Origin of the sequence: Thermodesulfobacterium sp. TA1, assembly GCF_008630935.1 — a bacterium.
Classification (GTDB): Bacteria; Desulfobacterota; Thermodesulfobacteria; order Thermodesulfobacteriales; family Thermodesulfobacteriaceae; genus Thermodesulfobacterium.
On the sequence record NZ_CP043908.1, the window covers coordinates 1,099,416 to 1,119,807 of the forward strand.

Annotated in this window: 18 protein-coding genes; 7 read left to right on the forward strand and 11 right to left on the reverse strand. The window is 38.0% G+C overall.

Translation table 11 applies throughout. From position 1 onward, the window contains the following. The first annotated feature begins 8 nt into the window (after nt 1-8). From F1847_RS05630 to F1847_RS05640, 3 genes are read left to right on the forward strand one after another with little or no spacing between them, the layout of a single operon-like run. A complete protein-coding gene (locus F1847_RS05630) occupies nt 9-224 on the forward strand; it encodes a sulfurtransferase TusA family protein (protein WP_150072104.1) in 216 nt (71 codons plus the stop codon). Continuing rightward, on the forward strand, nt 224-778 hold the full coding sequence (locus tag F1847_RS05635; RefSeq protein ID WP_150072105.1) for a DUF3343 domain-containing protein: 555 nt from the start codon (nt 224-226) through the stop codon (nt 776-778). Before F1847_RS05630 ends, F1847_RS05635 begins: the two co-directional genes overlap by 1 nt. Continuing rightward, the gene (locus F1847_RS05640; protein ID WP_150072106.1) at nt 766-1,620 is read left to right on the forward strand and encodes an NAD(P)H-hydrate dehydratase; all 855 of its coding nucleotides are present in this window, start codon (nt 766-768) and stop codon (nt 1,618-1,620) included. The genes F1847_RS05635 and F1847_RS05640 overlap by 13 nt, the downstream gene beginning before the upstream one ends. Before the next feature lie 2 nt (nt 1,621-1,622). Here the strand turns inward: F1847_RS05640 and F1847_RS05645 are convergent, their stop codons facing one another. Further along, nucleotides 1,623-1,994, reverse strand: a complete 372-nt coding sequence (locus F1847_RS05645) for a cyclophilin-like fold protein (RefSeq protein WP_150072107.1) — start codon at nt 1,992-1,994, stop codon at nt 1,623-1,625. A 651-nt stretch (nt 1,995-2,645) separates the two neighbouring features. Between F1847_RS05645 and F1847_RS05650 the strand changes: the two genes are divergently transcribed. After that, on the forward strand, nt 2,646-2,861 hold the full coding sequence (locus F1847_RS05650; protein ID WP_150072770.1) for a DUF2905 domain-containing protein: 216 nt from the start codon (nt 2,646-2,648) through the stop codon (nt 2,859-2,861). Between the two features lie 22 nt (nt 2,862-2,883). On the opposite strand, the gene mqnE is transcribed toward F1847_RS05650, so the two are convergent. From mqnE to F1847_RS05665, 3 genes are read right to left on the reverse strand one after another with little or no spacing between them, the layout of a single operon-like run. Then, nucleotides 2,884-3,963 (reverse strand): aminofutalosine synthase MqnE, encoded by a 1,080-nt coding sequence (gene mqnE, locus F1847_RS05655; RefSeq protein WP_150072108.1) that lies wholly within the window; start codon nt 3,961-3,963, stop codon nt 2,884-2,886. A 21-nt stretch (nt 3,964-3,984) separates the two neighbouring features. Further along, a complete protein-coding gene (locus tag F1847_RS05660) occupies nt 3,985-6,924 on the reverse strand; it encodes a PD-(D/E)XK nuclease family protein (protein WP_150072109.1) in 2,940 nt (979 codons plus the stop codon). Beyond that, on the reverse strand, nt 6,869-7,492 hold the full coding sequence (locus F1847_RS05665) for a hypothetical protein (protein ID WP_150072110.1): 624 nt from the start codon (nt 7,490-7,492) through the stop codon (nt 6,869-6,871). The genes F1847_RS05660 and F1847_RS05665 overlap by 56 nt, the downstream gene beginning before the upstream one ends. Before the next feature lie 90 nt (nt 7,493-7,582). On the opposite strand from F1847_RS05665, the gene F1847_RS05670 reads away from it, so the two are divergent. After that, the gene (locus F1847_RS05670) at nt 7,583-8,650 is read left to right on the forward strand and encodes a branched-chain amino acid aminotransferase (protein WP_150072111.1); all 1,068 of its coding nucleotides are present in this window, start codon (nt 7,583-7,585) and stop codon (nt 8,648-8,650) included. Nucleotides 8,651-8,677: 27 nt separating this feature from the next. Here the strand turns inward: F1847_RS05670 and F1847_RS05675 are convergent, their stop codons facing one another. The 7 genes from F1847_RS05675 to F1847_RS05705 form a co-directional block, all read right to left on the reverse strand. Continuing rightward, the gene (locus F1847_RS05675; protein WP_240702768.1) at nt 8,678-9,130 is read right to left on the reverse strand and encodes a tetratricopeptide repeat protein; all 453 of its coding nucleotides are present in this window, start codon (nt 9,128-9,130) and stop codon (nt 8,678-8,680) included. Between the two features lie 113 nt (nt 9,131-9,243). Beyond that, a complete protein-coding gene (gene trmB / locus F1847_RS05680) occupies nt 9,244-10,281 on the reverse strand; it encodes a tRNA (guanosine(46)-N7)-methyltransferase TrmB (RefSeq protein WP_168194276.1) in 1,038 nt (345 codons plus the stop codon). Between the two features lie 7 nt (nt 10,282-10,288). Beyond that, nucleotides 10,289-11,689, reverse strand: coding sequence for an efflux transporter outer membrane subunit (locus F1847_RS05685; protein ID WP_150072113.1), 1,401 nt, complete (start codon nt 11,687-11,689; stop codon nt 10,289-10,291). After that, nucleotides 11,686-14,805, reverse strand: coding sequence for an efflux RND transporter permease subunit (locus F1847_RS05690; protein WP_150072114.1), 3,120 nt, complete (start codon nt 14,803-14,805; stop codon nt 11,686-11,688). The genes F1847_RS05685 and F1847_RS05690 overlap by 4 nt, the downstream gene beginning before the upstream one ends. Nucleotides 14,806-14,807: 2 nt before the next feature. Beyond that, a complete protein-coding gene (locus F1847_RS05695) occupies nt 14,808-15,917 on the reverse strand; it encodes an efflux RND transporter periplasmic adaptor subunit (protein ID WP_150072115.1) in 1,110 nt (369 codons plus the stop codon). After that, nucleotides 15,902-16,525: a TetR/AcrR family transcriptional regulator gene (locus F1847_RS05700; protein WP_150072116.1), complete on the reverse strand. Its 624-nt coding sequence runs from the start codon at nt 16,523-16,525 to the stop codon at nt 15,902-15,904. Before F1847_RS05700 ends, F1847_RS05695 begins: the two co-directional genes overlap by 16 nt. A gap of 277 nt (nt 16,526-16,802) precedes the next feature. Then, complete coding sequence (locus F1847_RS05705; RefSeq protein ID WP_150072117.1) at nt 16,803-18,311, reverse strand: flagellin; 1,509 nt, start codon at nt 18,309-18,311, stop codon at nt 16,803-16,805. Between the two features lie 182 nt (nt 18,312-18,493). On the opposite strand from F1847_RS05705, the gene F1847_RS05710 reads away from it, so the two are divergent. Both F1847_RS05710 and F1847_RS05715 read left to right on the forward strand, forming a co-directional pair. Continuing rightward, a complete protein-coding gene (locus tag F1847_RS05710; RefSeq protein ID WP_150072118.1) occupies nt 18,494-19,180 on the forward strand; it encodes a hypothetical protein in 687 nt (228 codons plus the stop codon). A gap of 20 nt (nt 19,181-19,200) precedes the next feature. Then, nucleotides 19,201-20,385 (forward strand): pyridoxal phosphate-dependent aminotransferase, encoded by a 1,185-nt coding sequence (locus F1847_RS05715; protein WP_150072119.1) that lies wholly within the window; start codon nt 19,201-19,203, stop codon nt 20,383-20,385. Nucleotides 20,386-20,392: the final 7 nt, after the last annotated feature.

The window sequence follows — 20,392 nt, forward strand, 5'->3', positions numbered from 1 at the left end:
GTAAAAATATGGCTGAGGTGGTAGATGCAAGGGGACTTTCTTGTCCAGAGCCAGTTTTACGGACATTAGAAGCTATAAAAGCCTTAGGGCAAGGGGAATTAGAAGTCTGGGTAGACAACCCAACGGCAAGAGAAAACGTAATCAGAGCTGCTAAAACCTCTGGCTGGGAGGTGGTTGAAATAAAAGAACTCCCTGATACTATTAAAGTGGTTATCAAAAAATGATGAACTGGCTAACTAAATTTTTTCTACCTAAAAAAGAAAAAACCCAAGAAAATGCCCAAAGGGCTCTTCTTATCTTTGAAAACACTTCTGAAGTTATCCAGGCAGAAAAGGTTTTACAAAAAGAAGGTTATAAAGTAAAGGTGGTTGGCCCTCCTCCTGAGGTAAGAAAAGGCTGCGATTTAGCTATAGAAGTCCCGGTAGTAGAAATCCCTGGTATCTTAAATCTGTTAAAAACCAAAAAGATAGAACCTTTAGACTTTATTTCCTTTTCTGAAGATGAAATTTTAAAACCTGTAGACCTCTTTAACGTTAAAGACTTTGGGGAGTATCTAATGGTAAGGGCTGCTAACATGAAAATCACGGTAGATAAAAAAACCTTAACCATCGTTAATGTCTCTGGCGGGGGATGCCCTGATGTTCCATATTTAGCTTCTGTTTTAGTAGGTAAAAATCTAAAAGATATTTTTTCTCTTAAAGATAAAGGACACACCCTTTGTGGATATGCTCTACATTTAGCTTTTAAAAAAACTAAAGAACTGTTATGCTCGGAATAGTAGGCATCATACCCGATGAAAATTTTCCTTTGGTTTATGGAACCCCTACTTTAGTAGAAAATTTTTTAATCGTAGACCGATGGCAAATACCTGTAGAACGTGGAACAGCTGCTCTTATTGCCTCGGCGATAAAAACCTTAGAGTTTTTAAAAAAGCCCAGTCCTTTGGTCTTTCTTGTAGGAGACATAGGCACAGGCAAAGGAAGTAAGGTTTTATACCGGTTTTTAGCAGAAAACCTTTCCCAATATTCTTTTAAGACACTTACTTTTCACTACATCCTTCCGGAAATAGACGGGTGTTTGAAAGTAATTTTAGCGATAGAAAAATTTTCCAAGAAACCTTTTCTGATAGCAGACGCAGGGTTTATGTATGCGGTCAAAATGGCAGGATATGCCAATTTTTTTGATCTTTTTACCCCAGATATAGGAGAATTAGCCTTTTTAGCAGATGAGAAAGCCCCTCACCCTTTTTATACCAGAGGATTTTTACTGTCTAACGAAAATGATGTAGAAAGCTTAATAGAAAGGGCATATAAACATCAAAACGCACCACCTTATCTTTTGGTTAAAGGAGAAAAAGATAGAATAGTTTTTAAAAAAAAGGTCTTACTAACCATAGAAGAACCCTTAGTCCCTGAGCTTGAGGCTATAGGAGGAACAGGGGATACCCTAACCGGATTGGTTTCAGCCTTGATTTATGCTGGCTATCCTACAGAAAAGGCAGGAGCTATCGCTGCTAAAGCTAACAGATTAGCTGGTGCTTTGGCCTGCCCTACCCCAGCAACTCAAATCTCAACCATCATTAACTTTATTCCCCAAGCCTTACAACGGCTTATAGATTAAACCTAAACAGGAATGATGGTTATTTCTTTAGAACTTTTAAGGTTCTTTAGTTTCTTTGGGTCTTCTAAAACCCTTCCTATAAGGTTTACCTCACTTGCAGGCACAGGGTTTTCATCAAAAGAAGCAGGGGTAGGTCCAAAAAATATGGCTATAGCCTTTCCAGGAGGCCAATAACCGATATCTCCAATCCTAACTTTGAGGGTAGCTGTTTCATCTAAAGGATAGTCTAAAGGAATAGAAAAATAAAACTCATCACCCCAAGTGTTTATTTTGGCCTTAATAGGCAATATTTCGTAAACCGCTTTTCCACAGGAATTATCCAAAAGTTCAGCTAAAATTTCCTCTTTTCCGTCAAAAATCAACTTAATCTTCATTTTAGAGTAAAAACCTAAATTTTAAATCGATTTGGTTCTTATATAACCATATTTTCTCAAAAAAACAAGAATTAACAACCAGTTTCTCAAAGAGGGTGTTATCTCATTAATTGTATAAAGACTTTAAGAATAATAAAGGGTATGGTAGCTTCTCTAAAGGCTAACCCACAAAAAACTATCTACCTTTTCATTTTTTAGAAGAGTTTTTAAACTTGTTTTATAAGGAGTTCAACACCTATTTATCTTTGACCGGCAACAAGAAAGTTAAAACGGCTTTTATATCAGAAAATTACTTACAAAGTATGAGGAAGTAGAAGGCTTAATAGAGCCACGAATCAAAAATGGAAATTTGGTTGCGTGATGAGGAAGTAAAGGCTTTGCTTAGTGCAACAAATCAGGCTTTGAGAGGGTAGCAAGATAGATAAAAAGGAGGGTGAAGGTGATAGAGGTATCTTCGGATGAAGGGGCAGCTGAGAGGTTAGTATGCTTAAGGATTTAATGGAGGTTAAGTTGGGGACTAACATGCCCTTCAAGAGAGTTTTTACACAATAAAAAAGGCACTATGTCAAAGGCTGACAAAACAAAAATCTGAGATGAAAGAGACAGATTGACAGAGTTTTAATAAATGTTTATATTTTAAACATGTCTGAAATGTCTGGGTTGGGTAAATTTCTAATTTTGATCGGAGTTTGTTTAATCTTAGTAGGAATTTTGCTTTCTATGCTTCCTAAAATTCCATATTTAGGCAAACTTCCTGGAGATATCTATATCAAAAAAGACAACTTTACCTTTTATTTCCCTTTGGCTACTTCTATCCTTATAAGCCTTTTACTTACGATCCTTTTAAACCTTCTTTTTCGTAAATAAACGATATTAGTAAATAAACCGGTTAAACCTCTACAGGATTACCGCCTATTTCTTTAATAAGTCTCTCGATTTCTTCTTTAGAAAGCTGAACTACTGTGTCTTTTTTCATCGACTGGCTTATTTTTTCTTCTATGACCGTTCCATGAAAATGGTCTGCTCCCCATAAAAGGGAAACCTGTGCTAACTTTACCCCTAAAAAAACCCAATAGGCTTTAATATGAGGAAAATTGTCTAAAATAATTCGAGAAATGGCGATAGTCTTCAAAACTTTTAAGGCTGAGGGACCAGTAAGATAAGAAAGTTCGTTACCTTTGGGTATAAAAGCCAGCGGAATAAAGCAATAAAATCCTTTAGTTTCTTGTTGCACTTCCCTTAAGGTAAACAGATGTCTTATTATCTCTTCTTCTGTTTCTAAATGTCCAAAAAGAAGGGTAGCGTTAGTAGGGATACCTAACCTATGGGCGGTTTTAGCTATTTCAAGCCATCTTTGGTAGCCTATTTTCCGTGGATATAACTCCTGATGCAGCCTTTCAGAAAAGACTTCAGCCCCTCCTCCTGGAAGGGAATTAAGCCCTACTTGTTTCAACTCGGTCAAAACCTCTGCTACCGATTTTTTAGAGATTTTAGTCAACCAATCTATTTCTACGCAAGTAAAAGCCCTTATTCTTAAGGAAGGAAAATTTTGTCTAACTTTACGTATAAGGTCCACATAATACTCATAGGGCAACTCTGGGTTTAACCCTCCTACGATATGAACCTCTTTTAATCCCGGGGTTGACTTTAGTGTTTCTATTATTTCCTCTATGGTATAGGTATAACCATCTTTTTCTCCAGGTTTTTTGTGATATCCACAAAATTTACAGCCGATGGCACATATGTTTGTATAGTTAATGTGTCTATTTATCGTGTAATAATAACGTTTTTGATGTAACCTTTCTTTTACAGCATTAGCCAGCTCCCCAAGAAAATAAAGATCTCCTTCCTGATACAACCTTAAAGCTTCTTCAGCCTCTAACCCTTTACCAGAAAGCACTTTTTCTGCTACTTTTTTATAAAAATCGTTTTTTTGGGTATAAGTCTTGATTATTAAAGATCTATCCAAAACTTAACCTCCTTATGCAAATTATATTAAATACCGGTAATTCTTGCAAAGGGATACATACTCACAATACTCACAAAACTTATCTCTTTCGGTAAAGTAAAACTTATCAGCAAACAACAGATGGTTTATCAACCACTCTAAAAACCTTTTAGCTTTAGGTATAAAACATTGATTAACCAAGGCCCAATCTTTATTTTTTAGGTTAAAAAGAAAAACCTCGGGTTTCTTAAAATGGGAAGGTCTTATAAAACCCGCGTTTATAATATAACGGTCTGGTTCAGGAGAGATAAAAAAGTTTTTGTTTTGATGAAAAAGGTAATAGTAAAAGAAAAGCTGAAAATTAAAAAGGTCGTTTCCAAAGGCCTCAAGCACAGAACGCACCCCTTCTAAATCGTACCTGTCTGAAAATTCAAACTTCTCTAAGAACTCTTTCATTTTTTTAGGCTGAGGAGTGTAAGAGGGATTACTTTTAAAGTCCATGATTAAGTACTTTAAAATCTCCTCTTTTCTTTCTATTATAAAATCAAAAATACCCCAAAAAGTCGGTTCTAAAACCCTTCCATCAAGAAGGGTTAATCTATCTTTATACACCACCTTTTTTTCTACCCCCAACACCCTGTTGGCTTTTATTTGTCCTTCTTTTTCTTTATTTATCCAAAATTCTAAATATCTAAAAACACTTATAAAGGCGATTTTTTTTGAAAGATAATGGCTTAGAGGGTCAAGTTTTCTTTTAAATTCAAACTCTTCCCAAAGGTTTTCGAGTTGGGTCTCAATCTGAGTTTTATCATAAATCTTAGAGGTAAGAAAAGACTTGCCTTCATAAGGCTTAAAAAAATTTTCAAAAAACTTGTGAAGAAACTTCCCTGGGTCTTCTACCTTAAAACCTAATTTCTCAGGCTCTCTAAGCTTCATCACATATTTGAAATAAAATTTAGCCCCACACTTAAGATAGGTCTCAAAATAAGAACGGCTTACCTTTTCTGTAGATAAGTATTTAAAAAGATGTTCTTTTACCTTCTCTGTTTTAGGTATCCCTTCTTTTTTAGAAAAAATCTCTACTTTAGGTTGTATTACCGTTTCTTCAGGGGTTTCACCTTGTTTTTCTTTCTCCCATTTTAGCCTATGGATAAACCGCGAAGGTTCCTTAAACTCTTGAATGTTTGCCTTTTCAACCTCTAAATAAAAAATATGAACTTCTTCAGCTGCGTTTATAAGCCTGATAAAATAATAATCCCAAAGCTCGTTATGATAAACGGGAATACCAAGATAGCGTTTAATTTCATCGGTAAGTAGCGGATTAAATTCTGAAGAAGGGGGTAGATTCCCCTCGTTTACATCTAAAAGGATAATTTTTTTAAAATAAAGAAGTCTTGTTTCCAAAAAACCTAAAATTTGTAGACCTTTTAGAGGATCGCCAAAAAAAGGAATTTTCTGAGTTTTTAAAAGGTGTTCCAACAGAATAAAAAGGTTTTCCTTAGGGTATGACCAAGGCTTAAAATAATCCCCTTCAAAAAGAGGCAAAATTTCTGTTTCAAACACGTCAAGATAGTTGTTTAAGACGATATCCTGCCAAGAGCTTTGAGGTTGAGAAACAAGATGTCTTAAACCTAAAAAATCTAAGACTTCTTTCAAACTTTTGGCTATATCCTTTGGTTCTTCTATCTTTTCCCAGTTTTTAAAAAATACTTGATGGATTCGAGCTATAATCTCTTGATAAGACCCGTTAAACCCACTTTCTATTTCCTCTAAACTCACCCCTATATACCCTTTATCCCTTAAAAATCTTTCTAAATCTTTTATAACTTGATCCCAAACAAGCACTCCCGAGAAAGAAGCATGATGGAGCAAAGGATGTTTTAACACCTTTAAATAGGACTGAGTAGGATAAAGACCGTTGTTTTTTTCTTTTTGTGCCTTTATCACTGCAATCAAAAGGGAGTTTAACGGAAGGTTATCCATCGGACAAAGAAGAGAAACGTTTACTTCAAGAGGAAAATCCTTTTGCTCAAGTTGATAGATAAGAGGAACCAAGGCCCTTGGATCAGAAAGAACAACCGCTATTTCATCTGGACTTTCTGGATTTTTCTTAATCAAATCTAAAGCTTGCTTTATCTCCAAATGGGGGTCTACTGTACAATAAAATTTTATCAAAGGAGGTTTTATTTCTTTTTCATAATATTTTTTAGGTAAAACTTGATAGTTTCTGTTAAATCCAAACAACCTTAAGGTGTTTTCTACTACTTCAGGTAAGGGCTCTAAGGCCTCAAAAACCAAAAAGGTTTTATCAAAATCCCTTAAAAAGGCTTTAAACAACCTCTCTTCTATCTTTCTTAAACCGGCAAACCCTACCAACCATACCTCGTCTATTAAATTAGCTAAAGGGGTTTCTTTAAAAGATTTTTTTTCCAAGATTTCTACTATTCTCCTTAACCGAGAAGAAGTATTAAGCCCGCCTTTTTGATTTAAAAGGGAGACATAATTAGAGTAAACCTTTAGAAGTTTTTCAAAAATTTCCTTAGCTATAGGGGGTAGGTTTTCTGGAGGATAAATTAGGTTTTGAGGAATCCTTCCTTCTTTTTCAAACTCTTCAAAAACCTCAAGGAACTTTTGACCCCAAAAAAAGTTTTTTTCAAACCTTTCTTTTGTCTCTTCTTTTAAGACTTCTAAAAGGATTAAAAGCCTTAAGATCTCCGCTCCTTTAGAAAGGGGTATTTCCTCAAGCATTACATAAAGATAATCTATTAAGTTTTCAAAAGAAAAAATTCGGGGGAAAAAACCTGCGGTATCGTTTAGTTTTTTTTCTCGGAGATAATGTTTAAAAAACAAAGCAGAACGTCTGTTAGGAAAAATCACCCAAGTTTTAAGGATGTTTTCGTCTAAGGACCTTCCTTCTAAAAAAAAGTTAACTAAGGTTTTCAAAAAGTGAGAGTTGGGTGGGATTAGTAAAGCTTGTGACATCCTGTTTTTCTATCTTAAAAGGGTTTAAAACTATTAGATATGCTTCTATGTTAGCACCAGGATAAAGATTTTGCAATAAGGAAACATAATTTCCAAGTTGCTCTCTATCCTGTAAAATGTCAAGTTGATGAAATTTAAGCTCAAAAATTACCCAACCAGAAGAGGTCCTAAATATCAAGTCTGGCCTGAGGTTTTTAACCTCTCCTGAGTTTTTATTCCTAAGAAACCCTTCTACTTCGGAATATCCCTCTTTAGCCTGTCTTAAAACTTGAGAGACCAAATTCTTAAACTCTAAGCTTTCAAAAAGTTGGTCTAAGGTCTTTTTAATCTCTTCTCTTATCTTTTGCCTTTCAAAGAAAAGGTTTAGATAGAAAGCCAAGGCTTTGTCTAAATAAAAACCTAACCTTTGCGAAAAAAGGGATTTATCCTTAAATAGGTATTCAATATTTTTTTCACAAACCAATAAATTTTCCAAAATAAAGTGTAAAATTTTCCCTATGAGAAGGTTAAGGTTTTTTCTATCAGGGTCTCCTTTAAAGCCCTTGCTTTGGTTTAAAATTAAACCCATAATTTTAATTTTACCTTATAAAAAGGGCTTGTCAAAAAAACGAAAGGGTATATCCTTTTAAAGTAATAAAACCTAAAAGGGGGCTTAAAGATGGAAATAGAGATTAATTTAGCTTCATCAGAGTCCAGAAAAGCTCCTAACTTTGACAAACTGGTTTTTGGAAAAATTTTTACCCCTCACATGTTTGTGATGAAATATGAAGAAGGAAAGGGTTGGCATTCTCCTAAGATCGTTCCTTTTTCTAACATAGAGCTTCATCCTGCGGCTATAGTTCTGCATTATTCACAAACCATCTTTGAAGGTATGAAAGCCTATTGTGGTGTTGACGGAAAAATAAGGCTTTTTAGGCCTTTTGACCATATAGCCAGACTAAACCGCTCAGCAGATAGAATGTGTATTCCTCAAATAGACCCTAAACTTACCTTTGAGGCCATAAAAACCTTGGTTTTGTTAGATAAAGATTGGATACCTAAACAAAAGGGTTCAGCCCTTTATATCAGGCCTTTTATCTTTGCTACAGAAAACACCCTTGGGGTTAAAGTAAGTCATGAATATCTTTTTATGATTATTCTTTCTCCTGTAGGTCCTTATTATGCTGAAGGTTTTAACCCGGTGAAAATCTATGTTACTGAGGAATATGTCAGAGCCTGCCCAGGTGGAACAGGTGAGGTAAAAACCGGTGGAAACTATGCAGCAAGCCTTAAAGCACAGGCTATAGCCCAGCAAAAGGGATACACTCAGGTTCTTTGGTTAGACGGTAAAGAAAAGAAGTATGTAGAAGAGGTAGGTAGCATGAACATCTTCTTCTATTTTGAAAATGAACTAACAACCCCTGCCCTTTCTGGGTCTATCCTTCCTGGTATAACCAGAGACTCGGTCTTAAAACTTGCTACTCACTTAGGTATCCCTTCTAAGGAAAGAAAGATTTCTATAGATGAGGTCATCTCAAGTATAGAAGAAGGTAGATTAAAAGAATGCTTTGGCACAGGAACCGCAGCTGTTATCTCTCCGGTAGGAGAAATTTGTTATAAAGATAAACCTTATGTTATAGGCGAAGGGAAGACAGGCGAACTTACTAAAAAATTATTTGATTACATTACCGGTATTCAATACGGAGAGAAAGAAGACCTGTTTAACTGGACGGTAGTTTTAGACTAAGTGGTTTTTAGACCAAAAAGTTAGAGGTTAAAAATCTACTACTTTCCGTGCCTTAGCAAGCTCTCTTTGAACTTTTACAGCCTTGTCTAATTCTAAATCTGCGGCTTCTTCCAGGCCCTTTTCTCTTAATATCTGACTTCTTGCCATATAAGCTGCCGGATAAACAGGCTCTAAATCTATGGCTTGAGTAAAAAGCTCAAGGGCCTTGTCTAAATCTTTTTTCCGATAGGATATTTGTCCTAACCTAAAATACAACCTTGCGTTTTCTGGTTCTAATGAGATAGCCTTTTCTAAGTCCTGTTCTGCTAAATCTAACTGATCCTTTTGCATATAGATAACCGCCCTTGCTTCCAAGGCTTTTACATGATTAGGGTCTAAACTTAAAACCTTTTCAAAATACTCTAAGGCCTCTTCAAATTTTTTAAGGGTTATTAGCTTTGCTCCCTCCAAAAAAAGGTCTTCTATGTCTATCTGTGACATTTTATCCTCCCCCTCAAAATTTCTTTGTTTAAAATTTATACTTTTTTTAAAAGAATTCAACCCTAAAACTTTGCAAATGATTATCCAAAACTCTTACAAAGTCCCTTTCTTTACTACTTAAAAGCCACAGTCTTAGTTTGTTTTAAAACTTTAGTTTTACAGGTAGTTTTTATTAACTCAGCCTTAGGCAAAAAATTTTGTATCTTTTGTGTGATTAAAGCCAAAGCAAGATGCACCCCATCGGTTGGTTCAGGATGGTCTGAACTATGGACTGAGATGATAAGACCTTCCTTGCCATAAGGATTAACCGCAACAAAGAAACGCTGTTGCAGGCTTTTCTCTGAGACCATAAGGTCAATAAGCAGACCGTCTTCTTTAGTATAAACGTCTAAGACCTTGATAAAATCCTCTCCCTCCTGATAGAGAAACCCCCTGGTTATCACCTGAGATAAAGCTTTAAAATCTGGCAAACCCTTTACCTTTAAGATGTTGATTACCGGCAAGAAATCCTCCTTAGTAAGTTTTAATAAAGGATAAAACTCTTTTACCCAGTCTGATAGGACAACTTTTTTAGTTTTTTTAAACCCGGTAAAATATAAATTCAAACCTTGAGAAAGCCATTTTCTTGCGTATTTGGTAGGATAAAAATCTTCAACCTCAGTTCTTATGGGATCATTCCACAGGGGAGAGAAGGCCTCGTTTTCGGTAAAAAACTGCACTACCTCTTCAAGATATGGTCTATGGTCTGTTGCCATACGAAAAAATCCACCTTCTTTAAGCCGGTCTGCAAGAAGCCATACAAAAGCTCTATTTACTAAACGGTTTTGTCTTTTTTTTCTTTTATCCCATGGGTCAGGAAAGTTAAGATATACTCCGGCTATGCTTTCTGAGGTAAAACCTTTGATAAGCAATGTAGCCCCTTCCATAGGTAAGAGTCTAACGTTATCAACCCCTTCTCTATAGGCTCTTTTTAAAGCCTTTCTTAGCACCTCCCGAGAAATCTCTGTGCCAACAAAGTTAAAGTTAGGATAGGTTTTTGCCAGATGGACGATAAACTCCCCGTTTCCTATCCCTATCTCAACATAGATAGGGTTTGCGTTTCCAAAAACCTCAGCCCAATCAGGCTGAAAGTCTAAATCTTCTTCTCTCAAATAAATTTTACTCTTTAGTACTTCGATTAGAGTATCCACCGCCAAGGGCCTTGTAAAGGCTGACATAGGCATTAAGTAGGTCTGTTTGAAGTTGTATTAAGTTAAGCTTTGCGTTAAGATGGCTTCTTTGGGCGTCTATCACCACTAAATAGTCAACCAACCCTTGCTCAAACTTTTTCTCTGAAAGGGTTAAAACCTTCTCTAAAGAGGCTATTTGCTCTTTTTGAGCCTCTAACTTTTTTTCTGCTGCTTCAACCGCTGCCAAAGCATCGTATACCTCTTTAAAAGCAGTTTTGACGGTTTTTAGGTAGTTATATAAGGCTTCTTTTTTTTGTGCTTCTTTTAATTCTATCTGACTCTTAGTCCTACCAAAATCAAGTATCGGCCCTACTAAAGAAGCCCCCAGGCTCCAAAAAGAGGCAGAATGGGTAATCAGGTTGGCTAACTCATTGCTTTTATATCCTAAGGCACCGGTTAAAGAAATGCTTGGGAAATAAGCAGCCTTTGCTACCCCTATTTCAAAGTTAACGGCCTTAAGAGCCTCTTCTGCTGCGATGATGTCAGGCCTACGGGTTAAAAGTTCAGAAGGTAAAACCGAAGGAGGTTTTAAAGGTAAAGGTAGTTCCCTTTGAACTAAAAGGTCCTTTTCAAAGATTTCCTTAGGGGTCCTTCCTAAAAGGAGAGACAGAGCGGTTTTTAAAGTCTCTCTCCGGTTTTTTAAAGTTTCTACCCTTAGCCTTGCAGACTCATACTCAGCCTTTGCCTGCTCTACCACCAATTCATTAACCAAACCATGCTGAAACTGAGTTTGTCTATACAGATAGGTCTCCCTAAGTTTTTCGGTGTATTCTTCTGCGGTCTTTAGCTGTAGGTTTACTGAAATCAAGTTTAAATAGGTAGAAACTACGTTTGAGATAAGGCTGATCTTTAAGGCTTCTTGGTTAGCTTTAGAAGAAAGCAGCCTTGCAAGTCCTGCTTTTTCTTGATTCCTAAGTTTTCCCCAAAGGTCTAACTCATAAGAAACCAACCCTGAAAGGGAAAAGAGGTAGTCTGTTTGTCCCCCATAAGGGGAACTATATTCAGAAGTTCTACCCCTTTGAGCACTTCCCTGATAGCCCACATAAGGATAAAGTTGAGCCTTTAAACCACCAAGGGTGGCTAAAGCTTGTTCAACCCGGGCTTGAGCTATCAAAAGGTCGTCGTTTTCTTTTAAAGCCTCTTCTACTAATTGATTTAGATAAGGATCGTTAAAGTTTTGCCACCACCTATCCGTTAAAATTGCCGTTGAGTTTTCTAATCTAAGGCTTTGAGGCAAAGGTATTTCTGGTTTCTTTAGCTCAGGGGCTAAAGAACAACCAAAAAAAATAACCGTGCTTAATCCTAATGAAATTAATTTAGTTTTCCTCATTTTCTTCCCGTTAGTTGCGAAAGTTTGGTCCTTGCTTTAACCACCAAGTAATAAAAAAGTGGGATAAAGAAAACCCCAAATAATGTAGCAAAGGTCATACCCATCACCACGGTGGTTCCGATGATGTGTCTACTGTTAGCTCCAGCTCCGGTGGCTAACATAAGGGGTAAAGCCCCGGCGATAAAAGCAAAAGAAGTCATCATAATCGGTCTGTACCTTAACCGAGCCCCTTCTAAGGTTGCTTCAAGTAATCCCATACCTCGTTTCAGCCTTTCCTCGGCAAACTCTACTATCAAAATGGCATTTTTAGCAGAAAGCCCTATCAATACCAAAAGTCCTGCCTGGAAATAAACATCGTTTTCCAAACCAAAAAGGTTTAATCCTAAGGCTGCACCAAAGATAGCAAAAGGTACCCCTAAAAGGATGGCAACCGGAGCACTCCAACTTTCATAAAGGGCAACCAAAATAAGATAAATAAACACCAACGCATAGATAAGGGCTAAGTTACCTTTAGTCTGAACTTTAATCTCTTGGTAAGACACCCCTCCCCAAGCTATGGTATAACCTGGGGGTAAAACCTCTTTGGCTACCTCAGAGATAGCCTTGATAGCATCACCTGAACTATATCCAGGTTTAGGTACCCCCAAAACCTTAGCACTTACAAACATGTTAAACTTCTCTAAGATCGGTGCATCTGGAATAAGCTCTAATTTAATCAAACTGCTAATAGGGATTAAATCTCCTTTCTTAGAACGCACATAAACATAGCTATAATCCCTTAAATCATCACGATATTCGCCTTCTGCCGCTATGTTAACGTGATAAACCCTACCATAAAGGTTAAAGTCGTTGATATAATACTTTCCAAAAACCATATTTAAAGTTTTGTAAACCTCATCTACCTCAACCTCATAGGCCTTAGCTTTGTCTCGGTCAACGGTAACTTTATAGGTAGGTACGTTAGGAATAAAAGTGGTTCTTACTGCCGTAAGTTCAGGCCTTTGATTAGCTTTAGTCACCACTTCCTGCACATATCTATAGAGGTCTAAAATCGACCCCCCAGACCTATCCTGAATATACATCTCAAATCCACCCACCAAACTCATACCTCTAATAGGAGGAGGATTAACTACAAAAATCAAAGCCTCTCTATTTTTTGCAAACGCTTGGTTCAACCTCGGAACCAAGGTAAAAGAAGAATGTTCTTTTCCCTTTCTTTCTTTCCAGTCTTTAAGATGAATAAAAGCGGTTAAAGAATCTGTCTTAAAACCTAAGGTTTGGATGTCAAAACCTGCTATGTTTAGCCACTCTTCTACTTCTTTGGTCTTGGCTAAGGTTTGGTCTATCTCCTTGGAAACCTCGATCGTTCTTTTCAAAGAAGCACCTGGAGGCAGGTTGGCAAAAATGTTAATAAGACCACTATCTTCAAAAGGAACCAAACCTGTAGGCAGACGTTTGATAAAAAACCAAGAGCCTATTATTACAAAAACAAAAATCACAACCCCTAAAGGTGCAAACCTAATAAAGTTTTTCGCGGTGCTAACAAACCATTTTCTGCTTTTGTGGAAAAAGAGGTTAAACAACCTGATAGGTAAGATCGCCTTATGCTCTTTTTCTTCTAAAAATCGAGCACAAAGGGCTGGGGTTAAGGTAAGGGCTACAATCCCAGAGATTATCATAGAGATAGCGATGGTTACCGCAAACTGTCTATAAAAAGCCCCGGTAAACCCTCCTAAAAAAGCCGCAGGTATAAACACTGCAGAAAGCACAAGCACTATCGCTATGATAGGTCCGGTGATCTCGTTCATCGCCTCAATCGTTGCTTCCTTAGGAGGAAGCCTTTTAACCCGCATTATCCTTTCTGCGTTTTCTATAACGATAATCGCATCGTCTACCACCAGCCCTATCGCTAAAACCAAACCGAAAAGGGTAAGAAGGTTGATAGAAAAACCTAAAACATAAAGCCCGGCAAAGGTCCCGATGATAGAAACCGGTATGGCAAGCACAGGAATGATTGTCGCCCTTAGATTACCTAAAAACAGATAGATAACAAAAACCACCAACAGAACCGCTATAACAAACGTAACGACAACTTCCTTTATAGCCTCCTTAACATAAGGGGCAGGGTCATAAGGATAATAAAATTTTATGTCTTCTGGAAAGGTGCGGGAAAGTTCTTTTAAAATAGACTTAACCTTTTGGTTTACCTCAAGGAGATTAGCGTTTGGTGCTAAAAATATACCCATCGGAATGGCGGGATTTCCTTTGTAAAAGGATTCTCTACTAAAATTTTCAGAGCTTAACTCAACGGTGGCTACATCTTTTAAAAGAAGTTTAGACCCATCAGGGTTGGCCCTTAAAGTGATGTTTTCAAACTGGGACACCTTTTCCAGTCTTGACTCCCCTTTTACCGTATAAGAAAATACATAAGACTTGTCTGTAGGTTCTTGGGCAAGCCCACCGGCTGAAAACTGTTGGTTTTGGCTTGCGATTGCGTTAGCTACCTCCTTCGGGGTTAAACCAAACTTAGCGAGTTTATCAGGTTTTAACCAAACCCTTATGGAATAACTTTTGTCGTCAAAAATAAAGACATCCCCAACACCTGGAATGCGTTTCAACTCCTCCACTACATTTAACGCCACAAAGTTAGAAATTTCTACTGGACTTCTTTTATTACCTTCAGATACAAAAGCCACCACAAGAGCAAGGTCAGGAGACCGTTCTCTAACCTGAATCCCCTGTCTTCTTACCTCTTCAGGGAGTCTGCTTAAAGCCATTTGCACCCTGTTGTTTACGTCCATTTTGGCAACGTTAACATCGGTCCCTACCTCAAAAAATACGCTGATGTTAACATCACCACTTGAAGAGGCGGTGCTTGACATATAAATCATGTTAGGAACACCGTTTATATTCTCTTCTAAAGGGGTAACCACCGTTTTTAATACCGTCTCAGCATCTGCCCCTGGGTAATTCGTCCTAACCATTATTTGAGGAGGAGTAAGGGCAGGATATTCCTGAATAGGAAGAACTTGAATGGCCAAAACACCAAGCAAAACAAAAAAGATTGAGAGGACCGCGGCAAACCTTGGTCTTTCGATAAAGAACTTAGAAATCATACCTATTCTCCAACCACCTTTTCCACTTTTACCGAAATACCTGGCTTAAGTTTAAGGAGATTGTCTATGGCTATCAGGTCCCCTGGTTTCAAGCCCTCTTCTATCACCACATAATCGTTTGAGGCCTCTCCTAATTTTACCGGTTGAGGTTGAACCTTATTATCCCTTATTACCCACACCACAGGACCGGTAGGTGTTTGAAAAACAGCCTTCTGAGGAATAAGGATAACATTTCTTCTTTTTACCCCCCTAACCACTACCTGCACAAACTGCCCAGGAAGTAAAACTTTTTCTGGGTTTTTAAACACCGCCCTGGCTTTAACCGAGGCTGTGTTTTCATCGATAAGGGTATCTATAAAGTCTATAATCCCTGAATAACCATAAGCCTTTCCTTCGATCAGCAAGTCCACCTTAAGACCTTTAACCCCTGCCAACCCTTTTTTGGTAAGCTCAAACCCTAATTTGATTAAATCCCTATCCGGAAAAGAAAAGTCTACATAGATCGGGTCTACCTGATTGATCGTTACCAGAGGAGTTCCTGGATTTACTAAATTACCTACGTCAACCAGTCTTTGCCCGGCTATTCCAGAAACCGGAGCTATCACCTTGGTATACCCAAGGTTTATCTCAGCTTGCCTTAGCTGGGCTTTGGCATACTCAACGTTTGCCTTAGCGGTTTTGTAAGCAGAAAAGGCTGCGTCTCTTTCTTGTTCGCTTACAACCCTTGCCTTAAAAGAGGCCTCAATCCTTTTCCAATCCTTTTCAGCCTTTTCGTAATCAGCAAGCGCTTTTTCTAAACCGGCTTTAGCACTTATATAGGCTGCCTCATACAAGTCCGGCTCTATCAAAAAAAGCACCTGTCCTTTTTTGACAAAATCACCTTCCTTAAAATACTGTCTCTGCAAAATCCCGGTAATCCTTGCTGAGACCGTTACAAAAGAAACGCTTCTTGTTTTTCCTGGATAGACCAGCTCAACCGCCTGGTCCTTTGGTTGAGGCACTTGATAGGCGGTTACAGGTATCACCATCGTCTGAGGTTTTTCTACCTTTTTTTCAGAACAACCAAAAAAACTTAAGGTGATTAAAAGTATCCAGATCAATCTCCTAAACATACCCCTTGTTCCTCCGACATATTTTGAAGCTCAACCCCTCTTATAAAAATGTCTACATAACCTTCTATAATTTCCTCTAAATCGTTTTTTCTTAAGTTTAGCAGTTCTTTAATTTCCTTGGCGTAAAAATAAGAAAAAAACATCCCTAAAAAAGCCCTGGCTGCAAGCTGGGTGTTTATTCTTCTAAAAAAACCTCTTTCGGTTAGCTCGTTAAAATATCCAGAAAGAAGGTCTATGATGTTTTCTATGATTGATTCGTGAATTTTTTTGATGTAATCAGGATAGCGATGAAAGTCTGTATGCATAATCCTTATCAACTTTTTCTTAGACTCAAGAACGTTTAAAAACTCTCTTGCTATCTTTTTTAAAGCCGTCTCTGGAGGGTCTCCCTTTATTAAAGGCAGGATCTCTTTTAGCTTAGGCAAAAAGGAATACCGATTGATGGTTTCAGCAAACAGGTTTTCTTTAGACCGAAAATGCCTAAAAAGGGTGACTTCAGCTACCCCTGCCTCTTTGGCAATTTCTTTGGTTGTGGCCCCTAAAAATCCCTTCTCAGAAAAAACCTTTAAACCTGCCTCAAGCAACCTTTCCCGAGTGTTTCTTGCCATCCCTCAACCACATTTAGTAAGCACTTACATTAAAATTTGACTATAGCATGGTTTTTATTTTTATCAAGACTATTAATACTGTTAGAGAATGTTTTGTAAAGGTTGATCTTTTAATCTTTAGGATGAAGACTCAGATAGTATATTTCTCTGTTTACGTCACAATACAAAGGAATATCCTAACCTCGTTTAATAGCATAAGACTCATCAAAAAGTCTTTTAAAAAGAAAAAAAGGGCGGGTTTTCAAACCCGCCCTTTTTTTTCAATCTTTAGAGCTTATTACCTCAACAGCTGAAGCACTAATTGAGGCTGTGTGTTAGCCTGGGCAAGCATGGCAATAGTTGCCTGCATACGGATCTGGTAGGTGGTAAACTCAGCCATTTCTTTGGCGTAGTCGGTGTTCCTGATAACGGATTCGGCCTCTTTGGTGTTGTCGTAGGCAACCTTCTGAGAGTCAAAAATAGACTGAAGGTTGTTCATAGTGGCACCGATCTGGGCTCTTATGGTGTCAACCTTTCTTAAGGCTATCTCTGCGATAAGCATCGATGCCTCTGCACCTTCATTTGAGGTAACGTCTATAGAATAAAGGTTCTTAAACTGAGAACCTCCTGCACTACCAATCTCGAAGTCTCCTAATTTACCTGCTATATTAGTATCTATATTCATCTCAAACTCTTTATCGTTGGCAATATAAAGGTCTCCCACCTTAACTGCAGCAGCAGTAGAAGAATTAGTAATAGCGGTTACACTACCCGAAGAGGCACCCTCAAGGTCATTTATTATCTGATTTATATTAATCGTACCGCTTCCACTTGCTAAAGAAATCTCTACACCTATGGTATAACCTTTGGAAGAGGTAAGCACAAGCCTTCCTGCGTCAGTAGAAGCTGTCAAGTCAGCTCCAGCTGTAGCAGCAGCACGGTTGATTTTTTCAACCAATTCATCAAGAGATACTGTAGTTTCTGCATCAAAATTAAAAGAAACATCTCCTACTTTAAAAGCTATAGTCGCCGTTCCAGAAACATCGGCTATTCCTGTATATTTTTCACCCACGCTAACATTAATAGCTTTTGCCTTAAAACCAACATCGTTTAACTTTTCGTTAACCTGCTTTGCTATATACCCTGCATCAAGGATATAATCATTTCCATTTTTTATGGTAGCATCTATTACCCTTCCGCCAATGGTTATAGTCTGGTTACTAGCAGAAACAACATCAGTTAGACCTGTGAAAGAAGCAGCTTGTCCTTTATATCCGCTGGTTTTAACCATGTGAGCACCTAAACTCTGAGCCCTCACATCATCTACCGATAGATAAACCGTCTGCTCAAGACGAGCCCCATAATGGATATACTTGTCCTTAAACGTACCATCCAAAAGCTTAATCCCGTTATACTCTGTATCAGCACCTATTTTCTGAATAGCATCAACAAAATTCCTAATTTCCTGTTGCAATGCGCTTCTTGCTGTCGGGTCGTTGATGTCGTTGGCTGCATTCTGAGCCCTTATATAGATTTCCTGAAGTTTGTCAAAAATCTGTCCGGCTGAAGCCTCTGCAATCTGTAAGGCTGAAATACCTGTCTGGATGTTTCTATTACCCTGTTCGTAACCCTTAGCCACCGTTCCAAGCATGTCTGCGATAAACAAACCTGCTGAGTCGTCTGCAGCATTCAAAATCCTATTTCCTGTAGACAACCTCAACAAACTCTTGTTTAGTGCACGCTCATTTCTCAACAATGATGTATGGGTCTGAGCGGCACCTTCATTAAAGTTAATTCTGACTGCCATATCAGCCACCTCCTTTTGTTTTTTTCTTTCTGCTTTTGGATATTTTTATCGGAAAGCTTTGAAAAAACTTTAGCCCTATCCTTTAAAAATTAAAAACTTTAACCCTTTTACTTTTTCTAAGAAAATGCTAAAATAAAATCAAAGATAAAACCTAAACCCAAGTCTTAACCAAAGGATTGGACATGACTTTTAAAAATTTTTCAACCCAAGAAAAATTAGAAGCCTTATCTTACCTAAAATCCCGTCAAAAAACCAAAGACCAGTCTATTTTTCTTTCTCCAGATTTTGAGTATTTAGTTTTTAAAGCCAAAGACGAACACGACGAACCTCCCCCAGACCTTCCTCTTAAAATTTCTCATTTTCTTTCGCTATACGATAAGGCTAAACATCAACCTCCCCCAACAAAGCTTTATCTTACCAAACCTGCTTGGGTAGAGGTCCTTTCTACTGAAGGAGGGGCTACCAAAGAATACCTTCTACGGTTAGAAGAAGAAACCTACTTAATCGACAACCGCTCAACCCAACCTCTACCTTATCAAGCCCTTACTAAACTAAAAGACCTTCCTTTTTCAGACCCAACCTTTGTTCCCCCTAACCAACCAAACGTTTATACGTATACTCATCTTTGGACGGTTGAGTGGCTTGACAAGGGTATGCTTATTCTTACCTTTCAAGAAGGTTTTGTCCACCAGCATTTGGTGCTTCAGTTTGACTGGATGGAAGGACAAGTCCTTATCCCTTCGGTTAACTCAGCCTGTTTTGGCTACAGGTTTTACATAGAAGACCCTCTTATCCTAAAGGCCTTTGAAACCCTCTGGGAGATGTCCCAAACAACCGGGTTTACCCCAGATATTTTTAAAAACCTATAAAATTACCTTAGGAGACGCCTATGGTCTCTTCTCAGATTGCAAGCTACTTAGAAAGAAGTTCCTGGATAAGAAAAATGTTTGAAGAAGGTATTAAACTTAAAAAAACGTATGGAGAAGACCGGGTTTTAGACTTAACCTTAGGAAATCCAGACCTTCCACCGCCTCCTCAAGTAAGAGAAACTTTACAAAAATTGGTAGAAAATTACGACCCTTGTTTTCATCGTTATATGCCTAATGCCGGTTTTCCTTTTGCCCGGGAAATGATGGCTAAAAAGGTAACTGCCGAACAAGAAGTTGCGGTCAATCCTGAAGACGTAGTTATGACCTGTGGTGCAGCCGGTGCCTTAAACATCGTGTTTAAAACCCTTCTTAATCCAGGAGAAGAGGTAATTTTTCCTTCTCCCTTTTTCGTAGAATACTTTTTTTATGCTGAAAACCATCAGGGGATACCTAAACCTGTGCCTACCAACCCTGATTTTTCCCTTAACCTTGAGGCTTTAGAACGACACATTACCCCAAAAACCAAGGTAGTTTTGATAAACTCCCCTAACAACCCTACAGGTCAAATCTATACTGAAGAGGAGGTAAAAGGTCTTGCTGACCTTTTAACCCAAAAAAGTAAAAATTTAGGGCGTCCTATCTATCTGGTTTCTGATGAACCTTACAGGAACTTAGCCTTTGACGGAGAAAAAGTACCTTCTATTTTTAAGTATTATCCTAACAGCTTTATAGCCTATTCCTTTTCTAAAGAGCTTTCTCTTGCAGGAGAAAGGATAGGGTTTGTGGCAGTCCATCCTGAAATAACCCCTAAACAGCTGATTTTAGACGGTTTAGTTCTTTGCAACAGGATTTTAGGGTTTGTAAACGCACCGGCTTTAGCCCAGAGACTTGCGACAGAATGTGCCTTTGCTAAGGTAGAAGTAAGTATATATCAAAGGAGAAGAGACCTTATTTGCGAGATGTTGCAGGAAGCAGGCCTTGAGTTTGTTAAACCTAAAGGAGGTTTTTTTATCTTTCCTAAGGTACCGATGGATGATGTAGAGTTTTGTCAAAGGCTTAAAGAACGTTTAATATTGGCTGTGCCCGGAAGAGGGTTTGGGGTCTCAAACCATATCCGACTCTCTTTTTGCGTAGACGAAGAAACCCTTAAAAAAATGAAAACTTTTTTTGTAGAAGCGGTAAAAACCATCCTTAGTCAAGCCTAAATACTCT